Below are 23370 nucleotides of genomic sequence, written 5' to 3'. Positions count from 1 at the left end.
TACCGGCAAACACCGACGCGCGTCGCGCGGATTCCTGACCAGCGTCGATGCGCATTGTGCGCGGGTATTACCTACGCGCCCACGCGCCGGGGTCTTCGGTGAGCGCCGCCACGAATCCCGGCAGGCGATTCTGGGCGATGTCATCAATGGAGACGTTCTCGAGCACGGCGCGAATATTCACCCGCAGCGCGATCCACACCCGCTGCAACGGCTCGGCCGCGCCCGGGTAGTTCACGTCCTCGGGACGCTGCCCGCGCACCGAAGCGAGCGGACCCTCGATCGCCCGGATCACGTCGGCGATGGAGATCTCGGCGGCCGGGCGGGCCAGCCAGTAGCCGCCGTCGGGGCCACGCCTACTTGTCACGAGGTCGGCCCTGCGGAGTTCGGCAAGCACGGTTTCCAGCACCTTCGGCGGAATTCGCTGGGCGGTAGCAATCGCATCGGCTTTCACTACCGCGGCGGCCGTGATCATCGGGACTGCCTGCACGATCGAGCCGTCCGGCAGGACCACGGCGTCAGATCCGATCTGGGCCTGGCTCACCCGCGGTGCGCGGGCGATCTCGAGCAAGGTCCGCACCGCGTAATCGACCTTCGCGGTGATGTGCACAGCGGCGACTCCTGAACTATCGGATGACCAGGTCGAATCTACGCGGTGCCGCAGGCGGTGAGCACGCAGGTGGCCGCGTCGAGCAGCGTCGTTTCCACCATGGAATCGGCCGCACCCGGCACCAACTCCTGGGACAACAGCGCCACTCCGAGCACCTCCAGCGCCGCGCACGCGCGCAGCATCGCCTCGTCGGACGCGTCCGCTCCGGCCAGCCAGATGCGCAGGCGTCGGTTCGAATCCATCAGGTCGGGATACCGGTCGGCCATCGCATTGATGATGGCCACCGTGTCGCGCACGCACAGCGCCCCGGCATCGCGATTGCGGATCATGCCGCGCAGATAGTCACGCAGCACCGCACGCACGCCTTCGGCATCGTGCGGCACCGAGTTGAGATCCTCGACGACCGCACGCATGTGATCGATGATCGGATCGATGATCGCGAGTAATAGATCTAACTTCGAGGCGTAGTGATAGTAGAGCGACGCCTTTGTGATTCCTACCGCATCCGCGACCTCGCGCAGGCTCGTCTGTTCGAATCCCTTGGCGCCGAATAGCTGCACCGCGGCGTCGCGTATCGCCATCTTGGTGCCGCCACCTGCGGAAACGGCGCCGGTTGCGTCAGGGACGGTCATCGGATGATCCTCTCATCACTCCTGAGCTGAGCTAACGTTGCCACCGAAGTTGAGGTTGTACCTCCGCTTAGCCTCTGGGTAATCTACCTACCGCACGGTAGGCAGAAAGCGTCACGTGGAGACGGGGCAGGCAGGGCTCCCCGCGAGTGCTGTCTACAGGCCGCGAATCAGCCCGCCCTCAGTCATCGCTAGGAGAACCCTCGTGTCCGTTTACCTGTATAGATGGGGAAAGTTCGCTTTCCGCCGGAAATGGATAGTGCTTCCGGTCTGGCTCATCCTCTTCGTCTTCCTCGGCGGCCTCGGCACGCAGCTTAAGCAGCCGATGAGCAATGATTTCAGCATGCCGGCGCTGCCGTCCGCCCGGGCCAACGACATCCTCGACAAGCACTTCCCCGGCGCCTCGGACGCCTTCAAGTTCGATGCCGTCACCGGAACATACGTCATCGCCGCACCCGCGGGGCAGAAGTTGACCGACCCGGCGAACCGTGCGGCGCTCGATGCGTTCATCGCCAAGCTCGGCCAACTCGACATCGTCGATCACAGCAAGCCGGTCATGAACCCGGTCCAGGCGGCTGACAAGATGGGCTGCCTGACCGACGCCGATCCGACCAAGTGCAGTGGCGCGCCGCTGAACGTGCTCAGCAAGACCGAACCCGATTCGGTCGCCTTCATGAGCGTGCCGTTCACTATCAAGAAGTTCACCGATGTCACCTCCGAGCAGCGCAAAGCGGCGTATGACGTGGCAAGCGACGCGCGCAATGCCGGGCTCGCCGTGGAGATGAGCGGCTCGATCGCGACCCAACAGCAGATGCCGAGCGGCAAGTCCGAGCAGATCGGCATGGGCATCGCGCTGATCGTCATGGTCGTCGCTTTCGGTGCGATCGTCGCCGCCTTCGTGCCGATCATCACCGCGATCATCGGCCTCGGTGCGGCCACCTCGCTGATCTTCCTCGGCACCTCGGTGATCGAGGTGCCCAGCTTCACCACCTTCCTCGCCTCGATGATCGGTATCGCGCTGTCGATCGACTATGCGCTTTTCATCGTGTCGCGGTACAAACATGAACTGGCGGTACAGGATTCGCCGGAAGAGGCGGCTGGTACGGCGCTCGGCACGGCCGGTTCCGCGGTCGTTTTCGCGGGCCTCACCGTGATCATCGCCCTGGCCGGACTCAGCATTGTCGGTGTCCAGTTCTTGACCTTCATGGGTCTGGGTGGCGCGATCGCCGCCGGCTTCGCCGTGCTCACCGCGATCACGCTGATGCCCGCGCTGCTCGGCGCGTTCGGCCGCTTCCTGTTCAAGCCGAAGCTGCCGTTGATCGCCAAGCACGACCCGGAGGACGAAACCTCGGTCACCAACGGCATGCGCTTCGGCAAGCTGATCGGCAAGGCGCCCGCGGTTACCCTGCTGCTCAGCGTGGTCGTGCTCGGACTACTCGCCGCACCAGCCGCGGGCCTGAACCTCGGCCTGCCCGGCGACGACAGCCAGCCGAAGACCTCCACCATCCGCAAGGCGTACGAGTTGCGCACCGAGGGCTTCGGCGAGGGCAGCAACGGCGTGCTGAACGTCGCGGCCGACCTCACCAATGTGCCCGCCGATCGCCGCGAGGCCGCGGTCGCCGCGCTACGCAGCAAGCTGGAATCCTACTCCGGCATGGACTACGTCACCGCACCGAAGTGGAGCGGCGCGGACAAGGCGGGCGCGCTGCTGGACGGCGTGCCGAAGTCGGGGCCGAACAATCAGGCCACCAAGGACTTGGTCGGTAACGCTCGCAAAGCCGAGTCACAGCTGAAATCCGAATACGGCATGGAGTACGGCATCACCGGCAGTACGGCGATCTTCGCCGATGTCGACCATGTGTTGCTCGGCAAGATCGTGCCCTACCTGGCGATCGTGGCGGGCGCGGCGTTCCTGTTGCTGATCCTGGTCTTCCGCTCGATCCTGGTACCGCTGACGGCCGCACTCGGCTTCCTGCTGTCCATGGCGGCCACCTTCGGCGCCACGGTGCTGATCTTCCAGGAGGGCAAGTTCGGGTTGATCGACGACCCGCACCCGATCATCAGCTTCCTGCCGATCATGTTGATCGGTCTGGTGTTCGGCCTTGCCATGGACTACCAGGTGTTCCTGGTGACCCGCATGCGCGAGGAATTCGTGGCGGGCAAGTCCGCGAAGGAAGCCATGGTCGGCGGCTACCACCACGGCGCCCGGGTGGTGACCGCGGCGGCGATCATCATGATCTCGGTGTTCGGATCCTTCCTGCTCGAATCCGACGCCACCGCAAAGTCGTTCGGCTTCGCACTGGCGGTGGGCGTGCTGCTGGACGCCTTCATCGTCCGGATGATCCTGATCCCGTCGCTGCTGGTCCTGATGGGCAACTGGTCTTGGTGGATGCCGAAGTGGCTGGATCGGATCCTGCCCGAAATCGACGTCGAGGGCACGAAGCTGCGTGAGCTGCAGCAGAAGTCTGTGCAGCTGGACAAGGAGCCGGTCCCGGTCGGCTGACCGACCCGCACCTGAACGACCGCTCGGCCCCGCACCCGGAAACCGGCTGCCGGGCCGAGTGCTTTTCCGCCCTGTTCTTGATCTTGTGCCGCGATCCGATCACCGCGAGGCGAGCCTGTGTCCGTGTACGGACCCGCAGCTGTTAAACAAGCGGCCGCTTCCGGCTGAATCGGGTCGATGAGATTCCCGCGCCCCCCATCCGAATTCGGATGAGGGGCGCGGTTGTGTCGGGGGCGTCACGAATCAGGCGGTGTCACCCGACGGCGGCGTTGCTGGCTGGCTGTGTCACCGAACGGCCGGGTCACTGGCTCGGCTGCGGCAACTGACATACCGAGATCTTGGGGTTTACACCCATGTAGTTGAGCGGACCTGCGACCGCGGTGACGGCGACCGTGCCGTAACCGGCGCAGTTGAGTGGGCCGCTATCGAAATAGTGGCGCTGACCGGCGGCAATGAGGCCGATGGCCAACCAGACAAGGAGCAGCAGACTGACGATTCGCGTTCTTGTCTCGTGTTGCGGTCTCCGGTTGATCGTTCGCTCGCGCATTGCCATCGCCTTCTTTCTGCACTCACGTATTCCCCCGAATACCCGTAGACACTCGGGTTATCCACGATGTTGCTGCGATGTTTCTCGGCAGGCGCTGCGACCGACACGACCGAGCACCGGAGGTCCACGGACCACCGGTGCTCGGTGCGTACTTCGATCGGCCTCCCTGATCACCTACCGCTACGAACTAGGTTGCGGCACATTGCAATCAGCGATCTTCGGGTTCACACCCATATAGTTCAGCGGGCCGACGATCACGGTCAGCGCGACCGTGCCGAACCCGGCGCAATTGATCGGACCGCTGTCGAAATAGTGGCGCTGACCCGCTGCGATCACGCCGATGACCAGCCAGATCAGGACTAGAGCAGTGCCCCGTTTCATGTTTCACCCGCGCATCTCTGCCGCGCGGGTGCGTTCGACGGCGCATTCTCATCGCGTCCGTCCCGCTCTTCCTACCGGGCGGATACCCGCGCGTGAGCCGATTATCCGTGCCAACGCGCGACCCGCCCACCATTTGCGACTGTTTGCGCGCCGCGCCGTCCGACCCGTGACAACGGCGCAGCTGGGCCGTTGGACCACCCGTGCCGAGCAGTCCCCGGCCCAGCTGCCGTAATGCCGCTGTCAGCTGCCCGCGCTGTTACGGACTAGGTTGCGGCACATTGCAATCCGAGACCTTCGGGTTCACACCCATGTAGTTGAGCGGACCCGCGATCACGGTGACCGCGATGGTGCTGAAGCCGGCGCAGTTGACCGGACCGCTGTCGAAGTAGTGGCGCTGACCTGCGGCTATCGCACCGATAACCAACCAGATCAGGACCAAAAGGCTACCTATTCTCATGCGACTCTCGCTCATGTATCTTCTGCGCATCGTTCCCGCGCGGACCGTCCTGCGGCGCATCATGTCATTGCGTCCTTGCCGCACTTGCCTATTTCGCATATACCCGCGAAATAGACGACTACCCAGGGAACTTCGACCGATTTCGAGTCGTTCTTCCGGACATGGAGGCACTGCTGGCGTGGAGCATTCCCGGCTGGGTCATGCTGCTGATGATCGTCGCACTCTACGAGGCGCTGACCAGAAAACGGCGCAAACGCCGCAACCCGGTCTCGGGCACCTTCACCGACGAGTTCACCGCGATGTTCTACGGAACCAAGCGCATGGAACTCGACCAACGCGACTCGATCTCGATGCTGCGCGACGAAGAAGCCCAGGGCGCACCCCCTCGACTCGGCGTCGACCTCAACCGCCAGACCGTCGTCCTGCGGTCGATGACAAGTAGGCCCCGGATCTCTCCGGGGCCTACTTCAATCTCGGCCTCGCGGCCGTTCGAACCTGGTACCGCATCGCGTTTCTAACTCGATCATGGCCGCTTGACCTGCTCAGTCGTCCTGACCGTCGTCATCGGCGTTCGCTTGCTCGTTCCAATTGTCGTTGGCATTGCCATCCGGCCCTGGTCCCTGCACACTCACCATCGTTGTCACCTCCTTTCCAGCCTCATTGCTGCTAGGTGTTCACACACCGCCCCCCCGGCAAACCCGGCAACGGGCGCGGCCATCGGACGTAGGTGTTCTCGGGCGACACCGTGATCGCGTCGCACACCTTCACCAACTCGTCAGGCACATCTCCACCGAGATGTTCCAAATTCAGCACGATCACCGCGTCGACATCCACCCGTGCCACCACGTCCAGCAGGCGAGTCATCGGGCCCGAGACCGAACACCACGTCTTGGCGAGGTCATATCCGAGTCGTTTTGCACGACTGCGGATATGGGTTTCATCCCATTCAGTAAGCGTCACGGAACCTTCACCGAGCTCCGAGGGCGGCAGCGACGGCCACCGATAGCCGCGCGGGTACACCTGCTCGGGGGTGATCAGTGCGCACAGTTCGGTGATCGCCTGTTTCATGTCCTCGCCGTGCTCTAGCCCGGGCGTTGCGATCGTCACTGCTTCCGCATTGCGAATGTGCTGCACCATCATCAAATTCGCGACTTTGACGCTGAAGAAGACGCTGTACACCTACGCGAACTCTCGGGAATTGCATCTGACGGGCGAGAATCGCCTGGTTGCCTGATGGAATCTGGGGTTCAGGCTCGCGGATCGATAGTGCGAGAACGGCTGCTGGCCTTGCAGTTTGCCAAGACGATCCCATTTGATGCATGACTCGCCCGCTGTTCGGTGGCGCGGGAGGCGGGGTTGCGGCAGGTCGATCTGGCGGCGGGGAACAGCGCATCGGGAGCTGGTGTCCGGTGTGGTCCAGCTGCGTCCGCAGGATGCGATGGTGGAGGCTAGGGCTGTTCAGCGAGTTCTTGCAACCGCAACAGCCCCACGCCACGTTTACACAGGTCAGCGAGTCCCCACGAAGGAGCTACGCCTATTTAGATCAGTCGCCGGTGTTCATCTACCTTGTTGGCCGACTTTCGGTCGGTCTGCGGCGGTCGGTTCGTGTTGTGCCTGCTTGGCGCGTACTCCTTGCTCGACTCGGTCACCGAGATCCTTGTCGATGTTGCGCAGGTACGCGAACGTCCTGGTGAGCACGGGTGGGCTCACTCCGTCGAGCAGGTGCGCGATGATGTTGTTGACCAGTCGTGTCCTGGCGGCATCGTCGAGAACCTTGCGAACCATCGTGCGGGCCTGTCCCCAGTCGTCGTCGTCCGCGCGCAGCGTGTAGGCGGTTCGCACCATCTCGCCGTCGGCATACCAACCCGCGGGCTGTCCCGCCACTGCGGGATCGGCGTGCGGTCCGCCCTTCGAGTTGGGCACATACACCGGATCGCCCGGGTTGTTGTGGCGCATGGCGCCGTCTTTCGCCCACGATCGGACCTCAGTGGCGTGTGGCGAATTGACCGGTAGTTCTTTGTAGTTGATTCCTATCCGGTGTCGATGCGCGTCGGCATAGGAGAACCAGCGACCGAGCAGCATCTTGTCGGGGCTGGGACCCGTGCCGGGTACTGCGTTGCTGGGCTCGAACGCCGCTTCTTCGATGTCGGTGAAGTAGTTGGCCGGGTTGCGGTTCAAGGTCATCTTGCCGACCTCGATCAGCGGATAGTCGCCGTGCGGCCATACCTTGGTGAGATCGAAGGGGTTGTAGCGGTAGGTTTTCGCGTCGTCGAACGGCATAATCTGCATCTTCAGGGTCCAGCTCGGATACTCACCGCGTTCGATCACTTTCCACAGATCGCGCTGGTGGTAGTCCATGTCGATCGAGGTCATATGATCGGCTTCGTCCTGGGTCAGGAACTTGATGCCCTGATCGGTCTTGAAGTGGTACTTGACCCAGAACCGTTCGCCTGCAGCGTTGATCCACATGTAAGTGTGGCTGGAGTACCCGTTCATGTACCGGAAGGTGGCCGGGATACCGCGATCTCCCATCAGCCAGGTCACCTGGTGCGCGGATTCCGGTGACAGGGTCCAGAAATCCCATTGCATGTCGTTGTCGCGCAGATTGTTGTCGGCACGGCGCTTCTGCGACCGGATGAAGTCCTGGAACTTCATCGGATCCCGCACGAAAAAGACGGGTGTGTTATTGCCGACCAGGTCGAAATTGCCCTGCTCGGTGTAGAACCTCACAGCGAACCCACGCAGATCCCGCACGGTGTCGGGATATCCCTGTTCGCCGGCGACGGCGGAAAACCGCGCCAGCACTTCGGTCTGCTTGCCGGGTTGGAACACATCGGCCTTAGTGTAGGCAGTGACATCGTGGGTCACTTCGAACGTGCCGAACGCCCCGCCGCCTTTGGCATGTGGTTGCCGTTCCGGCAGGCGCTCACGATTGAACGCCGCCATCTTTTCGATCAGATACGCGTCGTTCAGCAGAATCGGGCCATCCGGGCCGACGGTCAAGGAATGGTCATCGCTCGGTGCCGGAATTCCGGCGGCATCGGTCGTGTAGTTCGGCTCAGACATCTCTCTCCTTTTCCACAGACATAGAGCCGCGGCCCCATCGGGACCGTTGTGCGACGTCGGCGGGCTGGCGGTCATGGGCCCCACCATCGGTGCTGAACCTGGACTCCACCTCGTCGGCGCCGGTCGGTCAGCCGAGTCGTCGGTCGGTGTCATACACGGCACCGCGGATGACCCGGCGGTGTGCAGGCAGCGAGCACAAGTCGATTGCTCGTGTCGAGACGAAAACGCGTGCCATACGCGGCAGGTGTTTGTCGAGAATCGTGAGCACGCGAGCTACCCCGCGGCAGCCTGCGGATCGACACCGCGAAGCAGTCCAGCGTTTGCCACGACCAGCCACCCGTCGTGCACTAATTCGACCATGTCTGCGGGAACCTTTCAACCCACCCGGCGACGACCGGTCGGCACCAACATCACAGCGGTAAGTGCCGCGTGCGCTAATGACCGGCCCCGGGGCCGTCAGGATCGTCGGGAGTCAGAACTGGGCCGGCGAATGTTGCTACACCGCGACGACGTTCAGCAGCGGTCCGAGCGCCTTGAAGTCGTCTGGGTTGCGGGTGTAAAGCGGCAAGCTGTACTGGACTGCTGTAGCTGCTATCTGGATGTCGGCCACTCGTCCTCGCGGTTTACGCCCGATCTGCTCGAGGAGAAAAGCCAACGACCCATACACGTTGGCTGTCTCGGCGTCGAACGCGAGTGGGTTGAACGATTTCGCGACCCACTGGAACTGGAGTTGGCGTTGGGCTTGTTTCCAACACGTGCCAAGACTAAATCCCCCTGCTACAGAGAAGAAAATTGCCCCCCACCTGCACAAACAGGTGAGGGGCATAAGCGGTGGCGGAGGGATTTGAACCCTCGGAGGGGGGTTACCCCTCACACGCTTTCGAGGCGTGCTCCTTAGGCCGCTCGGACACGCCACCGCCGACAACCATACCGGACCGCCGCCGGATCGATAAATCGCCTGTAGAGGCCGGGGGGTGAGGGTTTCGAGCCCGACTATGCCGAGCACTGTCAGCGTTGGGTGCGGAAGAAATCGTCGAGCAGGGCGGCGCATTCCCGCTCGAGGATGCCGCCGCGAACCTCAGGACGATGATTGAGGCGGCGGTCGCGGACCACGTCCCACAGCGAGCCGACCGCACCGGTTTTCGGCTCCCACGCGCCGAAGACCAGGCGGCCGACCCGAGCCAGGACCAGCGCGCCGGCGCACATGGTGCACGGTTCCAGGGTGACGGCGAGGGTGACGCCCTCGAGACGCCAGCCGTCGCCGTGCACCTCGGCGGCGCGGCGCAGGGCGAGGATTTCCGCGTGCGCGGTCGGGTCGCCGAGGGCTTCCCTGGCATTGGCCGCGCGCGCGAGTTCGCGTCCCGCGGAATCGAACACGACCGCACCCACCGGCACGTCACGAACTCCCGCGCCACCCGCCGCGGCGATCGCGGCGCGCACCATGTCGGTGTCGGAGATTCCGTCGGTCAGCAAACCCACGTCAGCCGATAACCCGGGTCAGCGCGGTAGCTTGTCCAGCACCGCCGATAGTTCATTGGCGAAGCCGAGCCGTTGGGCGATCATGCCGAGCTGCTCATCCGGGTACAGGTCGGTCTCGGCGAGGATCACACTGAGCACCGGCTCGGGCAAGCCGAGATCGGCGAGCACACCGAGGTCGCCCTCTTCCCACGGGTCGATGTCGTCGAGTTCGTCGGGGTCGATGTCGGGGATCTCGACATTCAGTGCCTCGAGCACGTCGGCGGCGATGTCGTAATCGATCGCAGCCGTCGCATCCGAGACCAGCATCCGGGTACCGCTCGGCGCGGGCCGGAGCACTACGAAGAATTCGTCATCGATGTCGAGCAATCCGAACACCGCGCCGGAACTGCGCAATGCCTTGAGCTCGGTTTCCGCCGCGGACAAATCGGTCAGCGCGGCCGAACTCAACGGAGTGCACCGCCATTGTCCTTCTTCGCGGACAACGGCCACTGCGAACCCCTCTACGTCGTCGTAGTCATCCGACGCCGCCCTGTTCGTGCCCGAGCGCTGTGCTGCCATGGCCGCAACGGTAGTCGGCTCGAGCCGAAATGTTGAAGTCGTATGCGAATCTGTTCCGATGACTCGTGACCAGAAAGCACCCGTGTGTGTCCTCGGGGCGGGCTTGATCGGTGGTTCCCTGCTGCGTGCCGCCGTGGCCGCGGGCTATAACGCCTGGGGATACAACCGTTCGGAGGCGGGTGCGCAGGCCGCGCGAGCCGATGGATTCGACGTCACCAGCGACCTGCTCGGCGTGCTGACCCGCGCCGCTGACACAGACGCGTTGATCGTCCTCGCGGTGCCGATGCCCGCGGTCGACCACATTCTCGCCGACGTGTCCACATTCGCGCCGCGCTGCACACTGACCGATGTGGTGAGCGTGAAGGCGCCGGTCGCCGCGGCGGTACGCAAGCACGGGCTGTCGGCCCGTTATGTCGGCGGCCATCCGATGGCGGGCACCTCCGAATCCGGCTGGGCCGCCACTGATCCCGGCCTCTTCCAGGGCGCGGCGTGGGCAGTCGGGGTGGACGAGGGCACGCGTCCGCAACCGTGGATCCGGGTGGTGCGGCTGGCATTGGATTGCGGCGCGGTGGTGGTGCCGGTCGTCGCCGAAGAACACGATCGGGCCGTCGCCCGGATCTCGCATCTGCCGCATGTGCTGGCCGAGTCGCTGGCGGTGGTCGGCGCGACCGGCGGCGAACTGGCGCTCGGCCTGGCGGCCGGGTCCTTCCGTGACGGCACCCGGGTGGCCGCGACCGCACCCGACCTGGTCCGCGCCATCTGCGAGCCGAACGCCGAGGCCCTACTGGGCGTGCTCGAACAGACGCTCACCGTGCTGGCCGCCGCGCGCGACAGCCTGCTCGGGGAAGGGTCGCTCGCCGATCTCGCCGAAGCGGGCCACGACGCCAGGCAGCGCTATGAAACGGCACAGCGCTGGCCCATCACCGATATCCGCCCGGGCGACCACAATTGGCTCGGGCAATTACACGAGGCGGGCCAACACGGTGGTGTGCTCACCGAGCTGAATTGATCCGTCCGAACCACATCGGAGGCGAATGCACTATGCCGATCACCGTCCGGCAGGATCTCCTCATTGCCGCTCGACCGGAGGACATCTGGCCACTGCTGACCGAGGGTAGGTAGCTGCGGGATTGGTATGCGTTCGGTGGCGCCGAGGTGGACCCGCGACCCGGCGGCGCGATGGTGTTTCGGTGGGACGAACACGGCAGCTTTCCCGCGACGGTCCGCGCGGTCGAACCGGCTGGGCGATTCGCTTTCGAATGGCATCCGCTGCCGGGTCCGGTCGTGACATTCACGCCCGGTCAGATGCGTTCGGCCAGCCCCGGGTAATCCAGCAGGAAACCGTCGGCGTCGAGGGTGACGGTGGCGCTGGAGACCGGGGACAGGACGCTGATGCCGTCGGCGGCGCCACTGTAGGTGAGGCTAGCTTCCTGGACGAGCAGGTCAGGGAGACGGACGTAGACGACCGGGACCTGCACATCGCCGACCACGTTCTGTAGGCCGAAGCGGCGGATGGGCAGGGTGTTGAAGAACGGGCTCAACACCACGTCGACGTCGAGGGCACCGGCGAAGGTGGAGCGCACGTGGCTGCCGCCCGCGTCGACGAGCCAGTAGTTCTCCGCGTCTCTGGCGATGGACGCGTGCCGCTCGCCCGCCGCGGTGGTGCTGCGCAGCGATAGCCGCTTGGTGACGCCGTTCTCATCGGTGACCAGGTCATAGGAGGCGCTGAAGGCGGGATGGTCGGCGCAGGCGCCACCGATCATGCGGCCCGCGGCACGGATACGGTTCCCGTTCAGCGTCACGCGCACCGATTCCATCCGCACCGCGTTGTGCGCGCGCCACGTGAGAATCGCCGGCCACCGCGATGCCGCCGGTTGGCTGTCGGAGCCAGAGGCTGGGTTCGTCACGTATCTACCGTAAGGGACGCGCCCCCGGCGTCCGCATCACACCAGCGACTCGCGCCAGGCCGCGTGCAATCCGGCGAACCGACCGGTGCCGGTGATCAGCGCGCTCGGGGCGCCGTCCTCGACGATCCGGCCGGCCTCCATGACCAGCACCCGGTCCGCGATCGCGACGGTGGACAGGCGATGCGCGATGATCACCGCGGTGCGGTCGCGCAGCACCGTTTCCAGTGCCTGCTGGACCAACCGCTCGCTCGGAATGTCCAGGCTAGAGGTCGCCTCGTCCAGCACGATCACCGCGGGATCCGCTAGGAACACCCGGGCGAACGCCACCAGCTGCCGCTGCCCCGCCGAGAGCCTGCCGCCGCGCTTGCGCACGTCGGTGGCGAAACCCTCGGGCAGTGCCGTCACGAAGTCGTACAGCCCGATCGCCCGGGCCGCCACATAGACCTCCTCGTCGGTGGCATCGGGCCGGCCGAGCCGGATGTTGTCGGCCACCGATCCGGAGAACAGGTACGACTCCTGGGTCACCATGACGACATTGCGGCGCAGGTCGGCATCCGTCAGCTCGCGCAAATCGGTGCCGTCGAGCGTCACCGTGCCGCCGGACGGGTCGTAAAACCGCGTCAGCAGCTTGGCCAGCGTGGACTTGCCCACGCCGGTCGCACCGACCAGCGCGATCACCTGACCGGCCGGGATATCCAGCGTGAATTCGGGCAGCACCGGACGCGCCCTGGCCTGGAATCGCTGCGGCGGTTCGGCCGCGCTCCTGTCGGACAGCACAAGCGCGCTGTCGGCAATATCGTTGCGCCGCACAAGCTTTGCGGCTCCACCATCGACCGACAGCGCAGCTGTGCCCGCTGTATCTCCGGACAGCAGCCCAGGGCTCCCGCTGGTTTTTCCGAGTGCGATCGCGGCCTTCGCGTCACTGTCTTCGCCTTGCTCCACCGCGGTCACCGCGGTGTTCGCTGGTTGTTTCGCTTCGACACTTCCGCGCCGCTTCGGGCTGGTGTCATACCCGAACCACACGTGGTCCATCCGGACCGCGCCCGCCGCCTTGCCCAGCGACACCGGGTCGGTGGGCTCCGGCACCGAGGGTTCCTCCTCCAGCACGCCGGAGATCTTCTCCAGCGCCGCCGCCGCGGACTGGTAGGAGTTGAAGACCTGGGCGAGTTCGTCGAGGGGTCCGTAGAACTCGTTGAGGTATAACAGGTATGCCGCGAGGACGCCGACCGCGAGGTCGCCTTCGATCACCCGCCAGGCGCCGACCACGATGATGATTGCGGTGGTCAGGTTGCCGAGCAGCCGCGTGAGTCCGGCGTAGTCACCCATGCCGCGCATGGCGGCGGTGGTCGCCTGCCGATACTCGGCATCCTCATACGCCAGCACGGATTCGTTGCGCTGCTCGCGCCGAAAGGTCTGCACCGCGCGGATGCCGCCCATCGACTCGACGAACTGCACAACGACCCTCGCGATGGCGCCACGGGTTCGCCGGTAGCCCGCGCGCTGCCTGCGTTGCGCCCAGCGGGTCACAAGCACCAGCGGCACGAAACCGGCCAGCACGATCGCGGCGAGGGTCTGATCGAGGTAGATCAGCAGCACCGCGATGGTCAGCACCGAAAGGACCGCGCTCAGCGCCTGATTCAGCGCGCTCTCCAGCAATTCCTGCAGGGTCTCGATGTCGCCGGTCAGCCGGGCGACCACCTTGCCGGAGGTGTACTTCTCGTGGAAAGCGACGCTGAGCCGCTGCATGTGCGTGAACGAACGCACCCGCAGGTCGATCAGCACACTCTGGCTGAGCTTTCCGGAGATACGCAGGAAGAAGAAGGTGGTGAGCACGCCGAGACCAACCGAGACGAGATAGCCGGCGACGGTGCGCGTCAACGGCATCCAGTTGCCCCGGCTACCCTCGGCGATGCCGGTGTCGAGCCCGTGCGCGATGAACAGCGGGGCCGAGACCGTCGCGGCGTTGTCGACCACGATCAGCACCAGGGCCAGCACTGCCAGCTTGCGGTAGGGCCGGACCAGATCGAGCAGCAGACGCCGAGATCGACCGGCCAGCACCAGGTTTCCGGTCTCGGTGACCTCCTTGTCCTCGCTGGCGATACCGCGCCAGTCGGCGGCGGAATCCTGGTCGGCCGAACCGGTCGGGCTCTTGTCTGCCGGACCCGCCGCTGCAGCCGGATGCTCTTCTGTCTCCGCGGTCATGATTCACCTCCCATCAGCTCGCGGTAACGAGTGCTGGTCTTCAGCAGTTGGTCGTGGGTGCCCTCGGCGACGATCCGGCCGTCGGCAAGCACCGCCACCCGGTCCGCCAGCGCCGCCGTCGACGGGCGGTGCGCGACGAGCAGCGTGGTTGCGCCCGCCAGCACCGTGCGCAACCGCTCCTGCACGCGCTCTTCGGTTTCCACATCCAGCGCGGACAGCGGGTCGTCGAGCACCATGATTCGGGTCCGGTCGCCCGCGCCCTCCCTAGCGAGCACCGCGCGAGCCAGCGCGAGCCGCTGCCGCTGGCCGCCGGACAGGCTCAGGCCCTGCTCGCCGATTCTGGTGTCCAGCCCCCACGGCAGGTCAGCGACGAAGTCGGCGGCCTGGGCCACGTCGAGCGCGCGCCGCACATCGACGTCGGTGGCCTCCGGGTCGCCGAGCGCGACGTTTTCTCGCACGCTCGCCGAGAACAGCACCGGATCCTCGAACGCCACCGACACCAGCGAACGCAGGTCGGCCACCCGCATCGACGCGATATCGATACCGTCGATGGTGATGACGCCGCCGGTGGCGTCGTAGAGCCGCGGAATCAGGTTGAGCAGCGCGGTCTTTCCGCTGCCGGTCGCGCCAACAAGTGCCACCGTCTCGCCCGGTTGAATCTTGAGCGAAACATCATGCAGCACCTCCCCTTTCGCATCGGGAAATGCGAATCGCACAACGTCCAGGGTCAGTTCACCCGCGATCAGCGCGGGCAACTCCACCGGATCAGCGGGATCGGTGATGTCGACGGGAGCGTCGATGATCTCCCAGTACCGATCCGCCGCGGTGCGGGCATCGTTCAGCTCGGCGAGCAGGAAGCCGGTCCAGATGATCGGCCACTGCAGGAAGGTCGACAGCGTAATACCCGCGACCAGGGTGCCGAGCGTCATCGTGCCGTGCGCGACCGCGTAGCCGCCGTAACCCAGCGCGAAGGCGATGGCCAGCTGCGGCAGGCACTCCGTGGCCGACATCAGCGTCGCGTCCATCCGAACCTTGAGCAGTTCGGTCTGCTGGAGTTCGCGCGACTGCGCGGTGAAGCGTCCGCCGAAGAACACGCCGCGGCCGAACGCCTTGAGCACCCGGACGCCCTGCGCCGACTCCTCGGCGGTGGTCGCCAGATCACCGGACTGATCCTGCGAGCGCCGCGACGCCACCTCGTAGCGCCGCGCGAACCGCGTACAGATGTAGCTCAGCGGGATCGAGATGATCCCAAATATCAGGCCGATCTGCCAGCTCAGCGCGCACAGCACGAGCAGGCCGACCGGGATGACGATCATGTGGATGATCAGGAACGGCCCGGCGAACCCGACGAACCGGCGCAGCGTGGCCAGATCGTCGATCGCACGCGAGAGCAGCTGACCCGATTCCCACGCGTCATGACGCCCGATGGCGAGCGACTGCAACTTGCGGAAGATTTTGGCGCGCAGCGTGATTTCGAAATGCGTCGCAGGCTTGGACACCAGCCACCGGCGTCCCCACACACCCAGCGCTTCCAGCAGGCCCAGCACCAGCACCGCGAGCACCGGAACGACCAGACCCGCGAAATCGCGGTGCGCGATGGGTCCGTCGATGATCCGCGCGATCACCAGCGGTATCACGATCGCGGTCAGCGTGGCGAGCACCGCGAGCGCGGTGGCGCCGAGCAGTGCGGCGCGATATGGGCGCAGGTATGGCATAAACCGGCGCAGCGAATGCAGGCGACCCGACGCCGAAGCGGCGGGCAGCGCCGGTCTGTCGGCCTCCGATTCGACCGATGGCCGGTCGAGCGTGACAGACAAAGCTCCCCCTCGTGGTCCGCGGATTGGCGGTGTCGCGAACGGACCGCCCAATGATGTTCGCACCTGGGTCCGACAGTCCAGCGTCGCATCGACGCCCGGATCGGCCAACCGATTTTTCGGCTGGTCCGATACCCGCGAACCGGTATCCACAAGGGAAATCACACTCGGCTGGCAGGTCGGCACGGCACCCATGCCCCAAGCCAACAACCTCGAGCAATCTCGAGGTCAAGGGTCGCACCCGGTGAGCGCTTCGACAGCTCACCGGACGCGATCCTTAAACGGACGCGCCCTGCGATTCGGAATCGACTGGTGCGTCCGGGAAATCCTGCTGCTGATACCCGCCGCGCAGTGTGCCCTCGATATAGGCGGCCCGGCATGCACGCCGGGCGATCTTGCCGCTGGAGGTGCGCGGAATCGAACCCGCCGGAATCAGCAGCAGATCACGCACCGTGACACCGTGGCGTTGCGCGATGGCCGCACGCACGGTGTCCGCGATCGGCTCCGGATCGACCTTGCCCGCACCGGTTCCGCGCTCGGCGACGACGACCAACTGCTCGGAGGTGTCGTCGGCGTCGAAGGTCAGCCCGCAGTGGCTGCCTTGCTCGAACACCAAGGCGGGCAACTGGTTTGCGGGCACCGAGAACGCCGCGACGAAACCGGGGCGCAGTGCGGTGCTCGATTCCTGGGCCGAGAACTCCAGGTCCTGCGGGTAGTGGTTGCGCCCATCGACGATCACCAGGTCCTTCACCCGCCCGGTAATGTACAGCTCGCCGTCGAGGTAGACGCCGAAATCACCGGTGCGCATCCACTGTGCGTCGGGTCCGGTGCCCTTGGCGTGGCTGCCCTCGGGCAGTCGCGTGACGAGCGTGTTGCGGAAGGTCTCCACGGTTTCGTCCGGGCGACCCCAGTAGCCGATGCCCATGTTCTCGCCGTGCAACCAGATCTCACCGACCTCGCCGTCGGCCCGCTCGATACCGGTGTCGGAATCGACGATCACGGCCCACTGCGATAGCGCCACATAGCCGCAGGACACCTGGGCGATGGCGTTATCGGTACCGGGCTCGACCTCGACCATGTATCCGGCATTCAGCTGATCGCGGTCGACGTAGACGACCTTCGCCTCGTCCTCGGCCTTGGTCGCCGACACGAACAGCGTCGCCTCTGCCATGCCGTAGCAGGGCTTGATCGCGGTGTTGGGCAGCCCGTAGGGCGCGAACGCGTCGTTGAACTTCTTCATCGACGAGACCGACACCGGCTCGCTGCCATTGATCAGCCCGATCACATTCGACAGATCCAGCGACTCGCCCGCCTTCGGCTTACCTCGGGCTGCCGCGTGCTCGAACGCGAAATTCGGTGCGGCGGCGAAGGTTCCGGCGCCATCGGAGGCGGCGGCCAGTTCCTTGATCCAGCGGTACGGACGCCGCACGAACGCACTCGGCGACATGATCGTGATGAACTCGCCGCCGATGGTCGGCAGAATCACGGACAGTAGACCCATGTCATGGAACAGCGGCAACCAGGTGACACCGCGCGAGTTCTCGGTGACACCGATAGCGTCGATCATCTGCAGCAGGTTCGTGCCGACCGCCCGGTGGGTGATCTCCACGCCCGCGGGGGTCCTGGTGGAACCCGACGTGTACTGCAGGTACGCGACGCTGTCGATATTGATCTCCGGCCGCACCCACGTCGCGCCGACGCTGTCGGGGATCGCGTCCACGGCGATGATGCGCGGGCGCTGTGCCGCGGGCAGATGCCGGAAGAAGTTCCGCACTCCCGCCGCGGCGGAGCCGACGGTCAGGATCGCCGCTGGCGTGCAATCGCCGAGCACCGCGTGCAAGCGATCGGTGTGGCCCTGTTCCTCGGGATCGAACAGCGGAACCGCGATATTGCCCGCATATACCGCGGCGAAAATGGAGATCACATAGTCCAAGCCCTGCGGCGCGAGGATCGCGACCCGATCACCCGGCTGCGAGACCTGCTGCAGCCTGGCCGCCACCGCACGCAGCCGAACTCCGAACTCACGCCAGGTCAGGTCCTGGTATTCGCCATCACGCTCACGCGAGTAGTCGATATAGCGGTACGCGAGTCCGTCTCCGTTCTCTGCGCTGTGCTTATCGACGAAATCGATCAGGGTTTTGTCACCCAGGATCTTGATATTGCCTTGTTCGTCCAAATAGTCGTCAAAGGTCTCGCCGATCATCGCCTTATCCTTTTCCAACGCACGCAGTAGGCCGTGCAGTGACACCGAACACAGATCGATACCGGAAGCGCCGGGAAGATTAGCAGGTCGCCCGGCACCGGATCACTCAGTACCGGCCAAATGCGAGCGCCACGTTGTGCCCACCGAAGCCGAACGAGTTGTTGACGGCGTAATCGATCCGCCCGGGTCGCGACTGGCCCTTGACGACGTCGAGATCGACCTCCGGGTCCTGGTTTTCCAAGTTCAGGGTCGGCGGGACGATGCTGTCGCGCACGCTCAGCACGGTGATCACCGATTCCAGGGCGCCGACGGCGCCGATCGAGTGGCCGAGCGCCGACTTCGGCGCGTAGACCGACGCGTGGTTGCCGACGGCGATGTTGATCGCCCGCGCCTCGGCGGTGTCGCCGATGGGGGTCGCGGTGGCATGCGCGTTGACGTGGGTGATGTCGTTCTTGGTCAGACCGGCGGTCTGCATCGCCCTTGTCATCGCGCGGGCGGCGCCGTTGCCGTCGGGGGCGGGGGCGACCAGATGGAAACCGTCGGAGGTGATGCCCGCCCCCAACAGCCGCGCGTGAATGGTCGCGCCGCGCGCCTTGGCATGCTCCTCGGTCTCGATGATCATCATCGCCCCGGCCTCACCGAACACGAAGCCGTCCCGATCGGAGTCGAAGGGCCGTGACGCGCACTTCGGGTCGTCGTTGCGGGTGCTCATCGCGCGCATCATGGTGAACGCCGCGATCGGCAGCGCCTGGATGGAGCCCTCGACGCCGCCGGCGACGACCATGTCGGCATCGCCCATCACGATCATCCGCCAGGCATTGGCGACGGCCTCCGAGCCCGACGAGCAGGCCGATACCGGTGTCACCACACCGGCCCGCGCCCCGAGTTCCAAGCCGACGCACGCGGCCGCGCCGTTCGGCATGATCGCCTGCACGGTCAGCGGGGAAACCTTGCGGTAGCCACCGTTTTCCATCTTGTCGCGGGCGTCGATGATGGCCTCGGCACCACCGAGCCCGGTGCCGACCGCCACGCCGAGGCGATCCCGGTCCACCTCCGGGCTGCCCGCATTGCGCCAGACCTCGCGGGCGAGGCAGATGGCCATCTGCTCCACATAGGACAGGTGCCGGGTCTCGCCGCGGGACAGGCCCGCTCCTGGCGCGACCTTCAGGTGTCCGCCGATGCGGACCGGCAGGCCGAAGTCATCAATGAAGGCGTCTTCGAGGACATCGATGCCGCTCTCGCCGTTGAGCAGGCCCTTCCAGGTCGAATCGACATCGCCTGCGATCGATGTGGTCGCTGCGAGGCTGGTCACGACAATGTTTGGATAGTTCCCGCTCTTGGTAGACGGAATCTGCATCTCGCTCACTTTCCTGGCATCACTGGGGAGAACCGGGGACTGCGCGGCGACGCTGGAGCGCCGGAAGGTCAGCAGTGGCCAGGAGCGGATATGCCTCCTGGCATCGAGCGGGCCGTGACGTGACTCGGCCTACAGGCATTATGCCGATATGCATTATCGGACGGACCGATCGGCTCCCATCGCAAGACACGCGGCCGTGGCAATCGCCCGAATAGCGACTCGAGTAACCTGCTCTGCGAGCACGTGGAATCGCGGAAAGGAATGACTGTGACGGGCGGGCGGATGGTCGGGCTGTTCGCCGGTATCGGCGGGCTGGAGCTCGGGCTCGGCGCGCACGGCTGGGATACCGAGTTGCTCTGCGAGATCGATCCCGGCGCGCAGGCGGTCCTGGCCGCGCGCTTCCCCGATATTCCGCTACACGGTGATATCACCAGGCTGCGCGCCATTCCGGCCGGGACGGAGCTGGTTGCCGCCGGTTTCCCTTGCCAGGACCTGTCGCAGGCCGGGCGCACCGCGGGCATCACCGGAAAACGCTCCAGTCTGGTCGACGAGGTGTTCCGCCTGGTGCGCCGGCAGCGGGGGCCGCGCTGGCTGCTGATCGAAAACGTCCCGTTCATGCTGCAGCTCGGCCGCGGCGCGGCCATGCGGCATATCACCGAGGCGCTGGAGGAGCTCGGCTACATCTGGGCATACCGGGTGGTGGATGCCCGCGCGTTCGGCCTGCCGCAGCGGCGCCAGCGGGTGCTGATGCTCGCTTCACGCACCGAGGATCCGCGCCAGGTGCTCTTCGGTGACGACGCCCGGCCACGGGACGTCGGCGATCCGGAGCGGGATCCGTGCGGCTTCTACTGGACCGAGGGCGTGCGCGGCCTCGGCTGGGCGGTGAACGCGATCCCGACCATCAAGGGCGGTTCGGCGCTCGGCATCGCCAGCCCGCCCGCGGTGCGGCTGCCGTCCGGGGAGGTGGTCACGCCGGGCATCGTCGACGGCGAACGTCTGCAGGGCTTCGATTCCGACTGGACCGCACCCGCGACCGACGCGCCGGGCGTTCGCAGCGGGCATCGTTGGAAGCTGGTCGGCAATGCGGTGAATGTGCGGATGGCGGCGTGGGTGGGGGCACGGCTTGCCGCACCGCTCGGCTCGATACCCGAGGACCAGCGGCTGCCGCCCGGCGCGCCGTGGCCGAGCGCCGCGTGGGGTCGCGGTGGCGTCGCTCATCGGGTGCCGGTCTCGACCTGGCCGGTGCATGAGCCATATGAGGATCTGGGGAACTTCCTCGCCGATTCCCGGCTGCTGTCGGCCCGCGCCACCGCCGGATTCCTGCGCCGCACGGGCATGGGCAGCCTGCGGTTTCCGCCCGGCTTCCTGGCCGATATGGAAAGCCATCTCGATCGCATGGGCGGCTGGGCGGCATGAGCTCGCGCCAGCCCTCGCAGCGGCCTGCGACGGATGCGGCGACGAGTGCGCGGATGGCGCGGCAGCGGCGCAGCGCAACCGCGCCGGAACTCGCGCTGCGCCGAGAATTGCACCGGCGGGGTCTGCGATATTTCGTCGATCGGGCGCCGCTACTCGGTCAGCGCCGCCGGGCCGATCTGGTATTTCCCCGGCGGCGGGTCGCGGTCTATGTCGACGGGTGTTTCTGGCATCGATGCCCGCAGCACGCGACCGATCCGAAGAACAATGCGCAATGGTGGGCGCAGAAACTGCTCGGCAATGTGGCCAGGGATCGGGCCACCGACGCGGCGTTGGCCGAGGCGGGCTGGCGGGTGATTCGGGTGTGGGAGCACGAGAATGCCGTCGCGGCGGCGGACCGGGTTCAGGCCGCCCTCGATGCGCAACCCTGAGTTAGCGGTGGCGTACCCGAACCAGGCTGCGTGGCGCGTGGGCGGCGAGATATCCCGACACCGCCATCCCTGTCATTACCGCGATTCCGGCCGCGGCCGTCGCAAAAGCAATCATGGAACCTCCTTCGTCCATTTCAGGATGTCGGACCGACCTGACAGGTCCCTGTGGGCGGGTTGGGAGTCGGGTGGGGAATAACGCCCGAACCCGAGTTGGTTAGGACACACTGACCTACCGTTGATCAGCGGACCAGGTGCAAGCAGGAGAATGGGTCGGGTGACTGGTCGCCAGAAGATTGCCGAACGACACCTACGAGTGGTCTCCTCGTTCATCGCCGCGGCTATCGCGATCGCAGGGCTCGCCTATTCCTCCTGGCTGCTGGAATTCGTCCTGCATATCAATGTCGACCCGGTCAACTCGTTCCTCAGCGAACTCGACGCGGAGGGTAAGCCTGGTCGACAGGTGTTCGCTACGGCAGACAAGGTCGTGGGCATATTGCTGATGCCCGCGTCCATCGCCGGTTTGCTGCTGTTCCCGCGCCGCAGATTGACCACCGTCGGCTGGGTGGCACTGTTCTGCTTCGCCGCCGCGACCATCGGCGACGTGCTGCTGCCACTGCGAGACTGCACCCCGCACAACGACAGCGCGTGCGACGGTAGCAGCGAGCTGTTCCCGCAACTGCACCAGCCGCACGCGCTCACCAGCACCATCGCGGTGACCGCCGTCGCCATCGCGACGTTCGCGTTCAGCCTTGCCGCGTTCCGGTACCGCCGCTGGCGGATCCTGCGCGAAGCCGGGCTCGCGGTGCTGGTGATCGGGTCGTCGGCGACCGTGTGGATGCTGGTCGCCGACAACCTGCCCGGCCGTCACGCCCTCGGCATCGCCCAGCGGATCCAGGTCGGATCGATGTCGCTTTGGCTGATCACGCTGGCCGCGGCCGTGATTCTGGAGGGTCGCGAATGGATCGACCCGGATAACTAGTCGATCTTCAGCGCCACGGTGTGGGTGTCGGTCTTGGCGGGCAGCTTGGTGGTGTCGACCATCAGGATCTTGCCGGTGTCCTGCACGCCGTTGGGCAGCGTCTTGGGCTTCAGTCCGAACGGCGGTTGTTCGCCGATGCTAGCGGCGAGGCCGAAGTCGCTGTCGTTGGCGATATAGAGGGTCTTGCCGCCGTCCAGGGTTGCCACGCCCTCGACCTTGTCGTGGCCGTAGAACTTGCCGTCGGCGTTGAGGCCGTTGAGCAGTGCGGTGAGATCGAGGTGCGTCGTCTTGGCCGCTGGGGCGATGCCGACCTTGGTCAGCGTCGCGATGCCCTCGGTGGTGGCGACCGTGCCGACCAGGGTTTCCAGCAGCTTGCCGTCGACCTGCCGCCCGCCGCGCTCTGGATCGTATTGCGCGCCTGCGACCTTCGAGTCCGGTCCGACGGGTGGCGCCGGAGATGTCAACGGTCCACAACTTCTTGTCCGACTCGGGGGCCAGGTCGCCGTCGCGTTCGTCGACCAGGAAGGTGGTGGCGCTCAGCGCCGTGATCTCGGAGTGCGCGACGTTGGTGCTCTTCGGATCCTGCAATCGTGGGGACGAAACTCGGTGTCGGCGCGATCTTTTCGTTCTTGCCGGGCCCGTCCACGTTCGGGCCGCGGTCGGTGAGGCCGTAGAACTCGTCCTTGCTGCCGGGCGCCGTCGTCCAGGCCGAGCCGAAACCGCTGGCCTGCACGGTGGTTCCGCCGAAGTCGCCGATCGGCGGAATGTCGGTGGTGTGCAACCGAACCGCGTCGGTGGTGGTGACCTTGAAAGAGTCAGTGCCGGTGTAGCCGGGCT

General features: G+C 65.7%; 23 protein-coding genes and 1 tRNA gene. 6 read left to right on the top strand and 18 right to left on the bottom strand.

Features of this window, described 5'->3' with window-relative positions; translation table 11 throughout:
- Positions 1 to 67: 67 nt before the first annotated feature.
- On the bottom strand, positions 68 to 607 hold the full coding sequence (locus tag ACV7NQ_RS17655) for an RrF2 family transcriptional regulator (RefSeq protein ID WP_463360678.1): 540 nt from the start codon (positions 605 to 607) through the stop codon (positions 68 to 70).
- A gap of 38 nt (positions 608 to 645) precedes the next feature.
- Entirely contained in the window at positions 646 to 1239 is a 594-nt protein-coding gene (locus tag ACV7NQ_RS17650; protein ID WP_463360677.1) for a TetR/AcrR family transcriptional regulator, read from the bottom strand.
- A 202-nt stretch (positions 1240 to 1441) separates the two neighbouring features.
- Here ACV7NQ_RS17650 and ACV7NQ_RS17645 point away from each other — a divergent pair, with 202 nt between their 5' ends.
- A complete protein-coding gene (locus ACV7NQ_RS17645) occupies positions 1442 to 3739 on the top strand; it encodes an MMPL family transporter (RefSeq protein ID WP_463360676.1) in 2298 nt (765 codons plus the stop codon).
- A 301-nt stretch (positions 3740 to 4040) separates the two neighbouring features.
- Here ACV7NQ_RS17645 and ACV7NQ_RS17640 read toward each other — a convergent pair whose 3' ends face one another.
- The 3 genes from ACV7NQ_RS17640 to ACV7NQ_RS17630 all read right to left on the bottom strand — a co-directional run bounded on the left by ACV7NQ_RS17640 (position 4041) and on the right by ACV7NQ_RS17630 (position 5124).
- Positions 4041 to 4286: a hypothetical protein gene (locus tag ACV7NQ_RS17640; RefSeq protein ID WP_463360675.1), complete on the bottom strand. Its 246-nt coding sequence runs from the start codon at positions 4284 to 4286 to the stop codon at positions 4041 to 4043.
- Between the two features lie 180 nt (positions 4287 to 4466).
- Entirely contained in the window at positions 4467 to 4667 is a 201-nt protein-coding gene (locus ACV7NQ_RS17635; RefSeq protein WP_463360674.1) for a hypothetical protein, read from the bottom strand.
- Positions 4668 to 4923: 256 nt separating this feature from the next.
- On the bottom strand, positions 4924 to 5124 hold the full coding sequence (locus tag ACV7NQ_RS17630) for a hypothetical protein (RefSeq protein WP_463360673.1): 201 nt from the start codon (positions 5122 to 5124) through the stop codon (positions 4924 to 4926).
- A gap of 161 nt (positions 5125 to 5285) precedes the next feature.
- On the opposite strand from ACV7NQ_RS17630, the gene ACV7NQ_RS17625 reads away from it, so the two are divergent.
- A complete protein-coding gene (locus ACV7NQ_RS17625; RefSeq protein ID WP_463360672.1) occupies positions 5286 to 5642 on the top strand; it encodes a DUF6191 domain-containing protein in 357 nt (118 codons plus the stop codon).
- A 148-nt stretch (positions 5643 to 5790) separates the two neighbouring features.
- Here ACV7NQ_RS17625 and ACV7NQ_RS17620 read toward each other — a convergent pair whose 3' ends face one another.
- The 6 genes from ACV7NQ_RS17620 to ACV7NQ_RS17595 form a co-directional block, all read right to left on the bottom strand.
- Positions 5791 to 6303, bottom strand: a complete 513-nt coding sequence (locus tag ACV7NQ_RS17620; RefSeq protein ID WP_463360671.1) for a hypothetical protein — start codon at positions 6301 to 6303, stop codon at positions 5791 to 5793.
- Between the two features lie 378 nt (positions 6304 to 6681).
- Positions 6682 to 8190, bottom strand: a complete 1509-nt coding sequence (locus ACV7NQ_RS17615) for a catalase (protein ID WP_463360670.1) — start codon at positions 8188 to 8190, stop codon at positions 6682 to 6684.
- A 496-nt stretch (positions 8191 to 8686) separates the two neighbouring features.
- On the bottom strand, positions 8687 to 8845 hold the full coding sequence (locus tag ACV7NQ_RS17610) for a PIN domain-containing protein (RefSeq protein ID WP_463360669.1): 159 nt from the start codon (positions 8843 to 8845) through the stop codon (positions 8687 to 8689).
- Positions 8846 to 9019: 174 nt separating this feature from the next.
- A tRNA-Ser gene (locus tag ACV7NQ_RS17605) sits at positions 9020 to 9107 on the bottom strand.
- A 91-nt stretch (positions 9108 to 9198) separates the two neighbouring features.
- Positions 9199 to 9633 carry a nucleoside deaminase gene (locus ACV7NQ_RS17600; RefSeq protein ID WP_463365711.1) on the bottom strand — a complete coding sequence of 145 codons (435 nt, stop codon included), beginning with the start codon at positions 9631 to 9633 and terminating at the stop codon, positions 9199 to 9201.
- A gap of 54 nt (positions 9634 to 9687) precedes the next feature.
- Positions 9688 to 10227 (bottom strand): tRNA adenosine deaminase-associated protein, encoded by a 540-nt coding sequence (locus ACV7NQ_RS17595; RefSeq protein ID WP_463360668.1) that lies wholly within the window; start codon positions 10225 to 10227, stop codon positions 9688 to 9690.
- A gap of 58 nt (positions 10228 to 10285) precedes the next feature.
- On the opposite strand from ACV7NQ_RS17595, the gene ACV7NQ_RS17590 reads away from it, so the two are divergent.
- The gene (locus tag ACV7NQ_RS17590) at positions 10286 to 11236 is read left to right on the top strand and encodes a prephenate dehydrogenase (RefSeq protein WP_463360667.1); all 951 of its coding nucleotides are present in this window, start codon (positions 10286 to 10288) and stop codon (positions 11234 to 11236) included.
- 292 nt (positions 11237 to 11528) lie between these two features.
- Here ACV7NQ_RS17590 and ACV7NQ_RS17585 read toward each other — a convergent pair whose 3' ends face one another.
- From ACV7NQ_RS17585 to ACV7NQ_RS17565, 5 genes are all read right to left on the bottom strand, one after another.
- Positions 11529 to 12134: a putative glycolipid-binding domain-containing protein gene (locus ACV7NQ_RS17585; protein ID WP_463360666.1), complete on the bottom strand. Its 606-nt coding sequence runs from the start codon at positions 12132 to 12134 to the stop codon at positions 11529 to 11531.
- 36 nt (positions 12135 to 12170) lie between these two features.
- Positions 12171 to 14336 carry an ABC transporter transmembrane domain-containing protein gene (locus ACV7NQ_RS17580; protein WP_463360665.1) on the bottom strand — a complete coding sequence of 722 codons (2166 nt, stop codon included), beginning with the start codon at positions 14334 to 14336 and terminating at the stop codon, positions 12171 to 12173.
- Positions 14333 to 16153 (bottom strand): ABC transporter ATP-binding protein, encoded by a 1821-nt coding sequence (locus ACV7NQ_RS17575; RefSeq protein ID WP_463360664.1) that lies wholly within the window; start codon positions 16151 to 16153, stop codon positions 14333 to 14335. Before ACV7NQ_RS17575 ends, ACV7NQ_RS17580 begins: the two co-directional genes overlap by 4 nt.
- A gap of 274 nt (positions 16154 to 16427) precedes the next feature.
- A complete protein-coding gene (gene fadD32, locus ACV7NQ_RS17570) occupies positions 16428 to 18353 on the bottom strand; it encodes a long-chain-fatty-acid--AMP ligase FadD32 (protein ID WP_463360663.1) in 1926 nt (641 codons plus the stop codon).
- Positions 18354 to 18459: 106 nt separating this feature from the next.
- Positions 18460 to 19710, bottom strand: coding sequence for a KasA/KasB family beta-ketoacyl-ACP synthase (locus tag ACV7NQ_RS17565; protein ID WP_463360662.1), 1251 nt, complete (start codon positions 19708 to 19710; stop codon positions 18460 to 18462).
- 261 nt (positions 19711 to 19971) lie between these two features.
- Between ACV7NQ_RS17565 and ACV7NQ_RS17560 the strand changes: the two genes are divergently transcribed.
- The 3 genes from ACV7NQ_RS17560 to ACV7NQ_RS17550 all read left to right on the top strand — a co-directional run bounded on the left by ACV7NQ_RS17560 (position 19972) and on the right by ACV7NQ_RS17550 (position 22533).
- Complete coding sequence (locus ACV7NQ_RS17560) at positions 19972 to 21126, top strand: DNA cytosine methyltransferase (protein ID WP_463360661.1); 1155 nt, start codon at positions 19972 to 19974, stop codon at positions 21124 to 21126.
- The gene (locus ACV7NQ_RS17555; RefSeq protein WP_463360660.1) at positions 21123 to 21554 is read left to right on the top strand and encodes a very short patch repair endonuclease; all 432 of its coding nucleotides are present in this window, start codon (positions 21123 to 21125) and stop codon (positions 21552 to 21554) included. The genes ACV7NQ_RS17560 and ACV7NQ_RS17555 overlap by 4 nt, the downstream gene beginning before the upstream one ends.
- Positions 21555 to 21828: 274 nt before the next feature.
- Positions 21829 to 22533, top strand: coding sequence for a DUF998 domain-containing protein (locus ACV7NQ_RS17550; RefSeq protein WP_463360659.1), 705 nt, complete (start codon positions 21829 to 21831; stop codon positions 22531 to 22533).
- Here ACV7NQ_RS17550 and ACV7NQ_RS17545 read toward each other — a convergent pair.
- Together ACV7NQ_RS17545 and ACV7NQ_RS17540 are read right to left on the bottom strand one after the other, a co-directional pair.
- Positions 22530 to 22997 (bottom strand): hypothetical protein, encoded by a 468-nt coding sequence (locus tag ACV7NQ_RS17545; protein WP_463360658.1) that lies wholly within the window; start codon positions 22995 to 22997, stop codon positions 22530 to 22532. The two genes, ACV7NQ_RS17550 and ACV7NQ_RS17545, sit on opposite strands and share 4 nt — an antisense overlap.
- Entirely contained in the window at positions 22994 to 23314 is a 321-nt protein-coding gene (locus tag ACV7NQ_RS17540) for a hypothetical protein (protein ID WP_463360657.1), read from the bottom strand. The genes ACV7NQ_RS17545 and ACV7NQ_RS17540 overlap by 4 nt, the downstream gene beginning before the upstream one ends.
- Positions 23315 to 23370 lie beyond the last annotated feature (56 nt).

The organism is Nocardia sp. Tas62D01 (genome assembly GCF_055232035.1).
This window is presented reverse-complemented; position numbering and strand designations above follow the sequence as displayed.